This is a genomic window from Glutamicibacter sp. AOP38-B1-38 (genome assembly GCF_052377485.1).
Taxonomy (GTDB): Bacteria; Actinomycetota; Actinomycetes; order Actinomycetales; family Micrococcaceae; genus Glutamicibacter.
Genome location: NZ_JBQSWU010000056.1, coordinates 1 through 5,209 on the forward strand (window position 1 = coordinate 1; position 5,209 = coordinate 5,209).

Genomic DNA, 5,209 nt, shown 5'->3' on the forward strand with positions numbered 1-5,209 from the left:
ACCATTAGGGGTATCGCGTGGGCCGTTGTACACAACTTGCCCATTTTCGTATGTTGCCGGGGCCGAACTTCCGGTCTGCGGTTGGGATGACGAACTCAACCACACTTCGTCGCCCTCGTTGATGAGTCCAGTTTTGTCGTTGAGAATCACAATTCCCTGGGCAGGGTCGCTATTTTCGTAATCAACTGAGAACAGTTCCTCGCCGGGGTCAACGATTTTAAGTTCCTCATCGTTCTTGATAGGTGGCACATCCGCGGAGGGATTCGCGGCATTGATCGTGGCTTGTTGCGCTGCCATGGCCGGAGAAATGACTGCTGCTCCGCCAACAACGCCGCCTAAGGCGAGCGAGCCGGCCGTGATGACGGCAAGTGGCATTCGAGCTCTACGCGCGTTGGATTTCGGGGACTGGTTCATAGAGAAAAGCTTTCGTCTTCAAGAAGATGCGGGCAAGTGTGAACCCAGTACCGTCGAGGTACCCGGAACTCCGGCCAGTAGATCACGAATAGATAACGAGTTCAACCAGTTGATGTACAAGAAGTGCGACAGACTGTTTTGACTAGGTGTTTTATAGGAGAGATTAATGTGAAGTAATTTTAATGGCCATTCGAATGAATGATCCGCTTGCGCACTGCAGGCGTCCTTAGGGCGCGACTCCGAAGGTAAATGGATACGTTGACCTAGGAGCTTGATGAGGCACTAATCGGTGCATCTCGATCTGAGTATTGCGTTTCAGTGCGGCAAGTTTCGGCCATTGCTTATCGAGCGCGTGGCCTCTCCTTGATTTAGAAGGGTATTAAGAAGCAGGTGAAGGTCGCGACAATACAAGGTGCGGAATAGTCGGTGTCCGCCTAGCGTCTCATCGCTAGATCGGGACCAATTATTCGTGGCGTGCATTTAGCCTGAGCGCCGCGAAAGCTTTCTAACGATGGATCCTAGCCCGGTCCGTGGGCCAGTTCCTTTGCCTCTGGGTGCACTGTTTTCGGGGGAGCAGGGCAGGCGAACTTCGACGGCATCGCCGTTGGGCGCGCCAGCTAGCAGGAATTTGGCCCATGCATTTCGACTTTGGAGTCGGGCGCTAGCCTTCCATCGGCGGCCACTGCGCGCGAGTGGCAACGTAGCTGTGTTTCCCGTCTTGCGTGAGGACCGTGATCCTTTCTAGATTGGGCTCGCGTTCTCCAATGCGCAGCATGGTGTTGCTTCCTACATACGCGAGGTCGTCGGTCGGGCTCGATTCCCATTTGTAGGGTTCTAGCGTGATGACCAGTTCGCCGTATGCGGGCGCCTTGACCGAGACAATATGACCGTGCGGGTCCGTCGGATACCACTTGAGGAAATCAGATGGTTGATGGATGTCCATTGCAACGTCTTCCCAGCCCTCGTTGATGGCGTCCATCCACTGCTGCAACTTCTCATCTGCCCAAACAGCGAGTTCTTCCTCAGTCATTTCCTCCGCTGCTGCGGGAGTCGGGGATGCCTCGGGGGAGTCGGGTTCTGCAGTTGGGCTAACGGCTATATCGAATGCCTCCTCGGTCGACGCAGGTCCTTCGGTAGAGCCGGCGGCGTCTGTGCGATCTGCTGCTGGCGTCGAGCATGCCGTCAATGCGAACAGGCAGGCGGTCGCTAGTGCCGCCGCAAGGCGATGGATGGACAATTTAATACGACTCCTTCATTCCTGGTTTGGGTTTGGGCGGGAGTCCGCTGCAACGCGTCAGAGAACCCTCGGTATTTGGGTTTGAGCACCAAGACACCCGCTCGATCCGACAAAAACTGCACCTTTGACTAATTCCCGGTAGGCTTAGAGTCAGGTCTTGGCCTTTGGCTAAGCCCTCAACGATAAATACACTCCCTTGACTGCGTCACCGTGAGTCCTGACCGCCAGTATCGCGGTCCTCGGTAGTGGCTTTCGCTCTAGTCTATTGCGGCTAAAGTGCGAGTCTCGATCGAAGACCAGATCTGGGTAGGCCTGCACGGATCGCTTGTCTCTTTGGGAGCGATCGAAAGGAGAACCCCCTTAATGGAGGGTCCAGAAATTCAGTTCGCCGAAGCACAGATCGACAACGGTCGCTACGGTACCCGCACCATTCGTTTCGAGACCGGCCGCCTGGCCAAGCAGGCCGCTGGCGCTGCAATGGTCTACATCGACGAAGAGACCGCACTGCTCTCGGCCACCTCGGCCGGCAAGCACCCACGCGAAGGCTTCGACTTCTTCCCACTGACCGTGGACGTCGAAGAGCGCATGTACGCAGCTGGCCGTATTCCGGGCAGCTTCTTCCGCCGCGAAGGCCGCCCATCGACCGAAGCCATCCTGGCTTGCCGCCTGATGGACCGCCCGCTGCGCCCAGCCTTCGTCAAGGGCCTGCGCAACGAGGTTCAGGTTGTTGTCACCGTTCTGGCCATCGATCCAGACGAGCTGTACGACGTGGTAGCGATCAACGCTTCCTCGATGTCCACCCAGCTTTCGGGTCTGCCATTCTCCGGTCCAATCGGCGGCGTCCGCGTTGCACTGGTTGATGACGGAGACGGCGCCCAGTGGGTTGCCTTCCCGAAGCACAGCCAGCTGAAGAACGCCGTGTTCAACATGGTTGTTGCCGGCCGTGTGGCAGGCGACGACGTGGCGATCATGATGGTCGAGGCTGACGCCACCGATAACGCTTGGGAACTGATCCAGGGCGGCGCCACCGCGCCAACCGAAGAGGTCGTTGCCCAGGGTCTTGAAGCCGCTAAGCCATTCATCAAGGTTCTCTGCGAGGCGCAGGCCGATCTGGCTTCCCGTGCCGCAAAGGAAACCGTCGAGTTCCCAGTGTTCCGCGACTACGAAGATGACGCCTACGCAGCGGTCGAGGCAGCAGCCTCCACCCGCCTGGCCGAAATCTACGCCATCGCTGACAAGCAGGACCGCGACAACGCCGCAGGCGAGTTCAAGAACGAGATCGTCGCACAGCTGACCGGTGAAGGCGCAGCCTTCGCCGAGCGTGCAGGGGAAATCTCCAAGGCCTTCGGTGCGGTCACCAAGCACATCGTGCGCCAGCGCATCCTGACCGAGCAGATCCGCATCGACGGCCGTGGCCTGGCTGACATCCGTCAGCTCTCCGCCGAGGTCGAGGTCCTGCCTCGCGTACACGGTTCGGCAATCTTCGAGCGTGGCGAAACCCAGATCATGGGCGTCACCACCTTGAACATGCTGAAGATGGAACAGCAGATCGACTCGCTGAGCCCGGTCACCCGCAAGCGCTACATGCACAACTACAACTTCCCGCCATACTCGACCGGTGAAACCGGCCGCGTAGGTTCGCCGAAGCGCCGCGAAATCGGCCACGGTGCCCTGGCAGAACGCGCCATCATGCCTGTTCTTCCTTCGCGTGAAGAATTCCCATACGCAATCCGCCAGGTCTCCGAGGCACTGAGCTCCAACGGCTCGACCTCCATGGGCTCGGTCTGCGCCTCCACCTTGTCGCTGCTGAACGCCGGTGTGCCACTGCGCGCACCGGTTGCCGGTATCGCCATGGGTCTGGTTTCGGACACCGTCGACGGCGAAACCCGCTACGCTGCCCTGACCGATATCCTCGGCGCCGAAGATGCCATGGGCGACATGGACTTCAAGGTGGCTGGTACTCCTGAGTTCATCACCGCGATCCAGTTGGACACCAAGCTAGACGGCATCCCGGCCTCGGTGCTCGCCGCAGCGCTGACCCAGGCCCGCGAGGCCCGCCTGCACATCCTGAACGTGGTCAACCAGGCCATCGACACCCCGGATGAGCTGTCCACCTACGCGCCACGCATCATCTCGGTGAAGATCCCAGTGGATAAGATCGGCGAGGTCATCGGCCCGAAGGGCAAGATGATCAACACGATCCAGGAAGACACCGGAGCGGACATCTCGATCGAAGATGACGGCACCGTGCTGATCGGCGCCACCAATGGTGAGTCCGCCGAAGCCGCACGTTCGGCCATCAACGCGATTGCCAACCCTCAGGTTCCTGAGATCGGCGAGCGTTACCTGGGTACTGTCGTGAAGCTGACCACCTTCGGTGCGTTCATCTCGCTGACTCCAGGCAAGGACGGATTGCTGCACATCTCCGAGCTGCGCAAGATCAACGACGGTAAGCGCGTCGAGGATGTTGAGGACGTCGTCTCGGTAGGCCAGAAGCTCCAGGTCGAGATCACCAAGATCGATGACCGCGGAAAGCTGTCGCTGTCTCCAGTTGTTGAAGAGGACGAAGAAGCAGAAGCCGTAGCGGCCGAGTAATTCTCGTTTTCTAGTTTGAAAACCCCGGTTCACCGTTGGTGGGCCGGGGTTTTCTGTGCTCAAAATTCAAACTTTGTCCGCACGTGATTTGGATCCGTGATTATGGGCCATGGGCATAGTTCTGCGAGGACGACGAGCAGTCCGCTGGATCCCAGAACAAGCTTGCCTATCTGAATCGTGTAAGGGATTTAAACGCAATTCGACCGTTGCAACTTGAGAAGTTGCAACGGTCGAGCGAGCCATAATAAAGGACTGTTTTGTCCCGTAGCCTTAGCAGGAAGCTAGTCGCTCCGTAAGGTAGCGATTCAGCGAGACTCCTTGGTCGGCAGCGGCGATGGTCAGATCGCGGTGCTTTTCCGGGCTAACGCGAACGCGAATGCTTCCGCTATATTTTCGAACCGAAAAAGGAACAGGTATTTCTTCGTCGTTATCCTTCATATCCTGGATAACTTCGGCGATCAGATCACGTAGGCCAGTCAAGGCCGCGACTTGGTCTTCGTCCATCCACGACAAGGATGGGAATTCCGCAACAGTTGCGACGAATTCTTCGTCTTCAGGTGACCATGACACGTTGTATTTATAGTGAGCTGCGACTGCTGGCGTATGCAAATTAGTCAACTCCGCTCATCTCCTTCATTTTCTCGATTGCCTCGAGTACTTGCTTCACCTGGTAAGGCTTAGCCATCCCATCTTTGTTCTGAATATTCACTCGAGGATCACCAGGCCAGGGAGTTTTGTATATCACATGGCTTCCTGCCCGGTTCCGAGGTATTCCAAAGTGTGCATCGCAAACTTTACGAATGTCCGTGAACTTGATGTTCTTAGGATTTTCCCTCATCTTCGCTTCTATGCCGTCTATTCCCGACATATCCCTATGGTTCCACTATTGGCACCACTTTGGCAAGAGGCGCTCGCTGTATGTTCGATCATATTTGAATCCTATTGAATCAATGATGATGCGAC

Annotated in this window: 5 protein-coding genes; 1 reads left to right on the forward strand and 4 read right to left on the reverse strand. The window is 57.1% G+C overall.

All coding sequences use genetic code 11. The annotated features are described in order from the left end of the window. Together ACT3TP_RS18335 and ACT3TP_RS18340 are read right to left on the reverse strand one after the other, a co-directional pair. Positions 1 to 414, reverse strand: a 414-nt coding sequence (locus ACT3TP_RS18335) for a hypothetical protein (RefSeq protein WP_444621251.1), incomplete at its 3' end; no start/stop codon positions are given. A 661-nt stretch (positions 415 to 1,075) separates the two neighbouring features. Beyond that, positions 1,076 to 1,444: a hypothetical protein gene (locus ACT3TP_RS18340; RefSeq protein WP_444617784.1), complete on the reverse strand. Its 369-nt coding sequence runs from the start codon at positions 1,442 to 1,444 to the stop codon at positions 1,076 to 1,078. 570 nt (positions 1,445 to 2,014) lie between these two features. On the opposite strand from ACT3TP_RS18340, the gene ACT3TP_RS18345 reads away from it, so the two are divergent. Continuing rightward, complete coding sequence (locus tag ACT3TP_RS18345; RefSeq protein WP_444621252.1) at positions 2,015 to 4,246, forward strand: polyribonucleotide nucleotidyltransferase; 2,232 nt, start codon at positions 2,015 to 2,017, stop codon at positions 4,244 to 4,246. Positions 4,247 to 4,516: 270 nt separating this feature from the next. Here ACT3TP_RS18345 and ACT3TP_RS18350 read toward each other — a convergent pair whose 3' ends face one another. After that, positions 4,517 to 4,864, reverse strand: a complete 348-nt coding sequence (locus tag ACT3TP_RS18350) for a type II toxin-antitoxin system HicB family antitoxin (RefSeq protein WP_217990415.1) — start codon at positions 4,862 to 4,864, stop codon at positions 4,517 to 4,519. Continuing rightward, positions 4,857 to 5,114 (reverse strand): toxin HicA, encoded by a 258-nt coding sequence (locus ACT3TP_RS18355; RefSeq protein WP_096288211.1) that lies wholly within the window; start codon positions 5,112 to 5,114, stop codon positions 4,857 to 4,859. The genes ACT3TP_RS18350 and ACT3TP_RS18355 overlap by 8 nt, the downstream gene beginning before the upstream one ends. Positions 5,115 to 5,209: the final 95 nt, after the last annotated feature.

Coding starts and splice junctions, on each gene's coding strand:
- ACT3TP_RS18340 (WP_444617784.1), bottom strand. CDS start 1,444: ATGACTGAGGAAGAACTCGCTGTTTGGGCAGATGAGAAGTTGCAGCAG.
- ACT3TP_RS18345 (WP_444621252.1), top strand. CDS start 2,015: ATGGAGGGTCCAGAAATTCAGTTCGCCGAAGCACAGATCGACAACGGT.
- ACT3TP_RS18355 (WP_096288211.1), bottom strand. CDS start 5,114: ATGTCGGGAATAGACGGCATAGAAGCGAAGATGAGGGAAAATCCTAAG.